Annotated in this window: 1 protein-coding gene; it reads right to left on the bottom strand. The window is 45.1% G+C overall.

Going from position 1 to position 860, the window contains the following annotated elements; translation table 11 throughout:
* Positions 1 to 43: 43 nt before the first annotated feature.
* Positions 44 to 814, bottom strand: a complete 771-nt coding sequence (locus tag R7E78_RS25425; protein WP_005479696.1) for an ABC transporter permease — start codon at positions 812 to 814, stop codon at positions 44 to 46.
* Positions 815 to 860: the final 46 nt, after the last annotated feature.

Genomic DNA, 860 nt, shown 5'->3' with positions numbered 1-860 from the left:
AAGAGCAGCGTAAATAGCTGCTCTTTTTCTTTATGAGCATGGCTTAGCTTCGTAGCCCAATCCCTTTTGTTACCAAATAGTGGGCAATGGCGTACAGCACCACAACAAACACACCAAGTACACTAAATGAAGTCACGATACCGACATCCGATACGCCTAAAAATCCGTAACGGAATGCATTCACCATGTAAACAATTGGGTTGATTTTCGATACACCTTGCCAAAACTCAGGCAACAGGCTAATCGAATAAAACACACCGCCAAGATAGGTAAGCGGCGTTAATACAAACGTAGGAATGATTGAGATGTCATCAAACGTCTTTGCGTAAACCGCATTGATCAATCCACCAAGAGCAAACACCACCGACGTCATAAATACCGTCGCCACAATAATGCCCCAGTGCTCAACCTGTAGATCCACAAACAGCAGCGACACGCACGTCACAATAGCACCAACCAGCAAGCCACGGGTTACACCACCCATGACATAACCTGCGATGATGACGTAGTTTGGCACAGGTGCAACCAACAACTCTTCGATGTTCTTTTGCAGTTTTGCACTAAAGAATGAAGACGCGACATTTGAATATGAGTTGGTGATCACCGACATCATGATCAAACCCGGCACGATGTATTCCATATAGCTAAATCCGCTCATTTCACCAATTCGAGAACCGATCAGATTACCGAAGATGATGAAGTACAGCGTCATCGTAATCGCTGGTGGCACCAAAGTTTGTACCCAAATACGCGAGAAGCGCGTCACCTCTTTACCCAGCAAACTACGAAATGCCGTCCAATACAGTTGGTACATTTACTTGCTCCCCTCTCTGACAATGCTGACAAACAGTTCTTCTAAT

The sequence above is a fragment of the Vibrio sp. YT-19(2023) genome, assembly GCF_033337395.1.
Note: the sequence above shows the minus strand (reverse complement) of the source record. Positions and strands in the feature narration are given on the sequence as shown.

Coding starts and splice junctions, on each gene's coding strand:
- R7E78_RS25425 (WP_005479696.1), bottom strand. CDS start 814: ATGTACCAACTGTATTGGACGGCATTTCGTAGTTTGCTGGGTAAAGAG.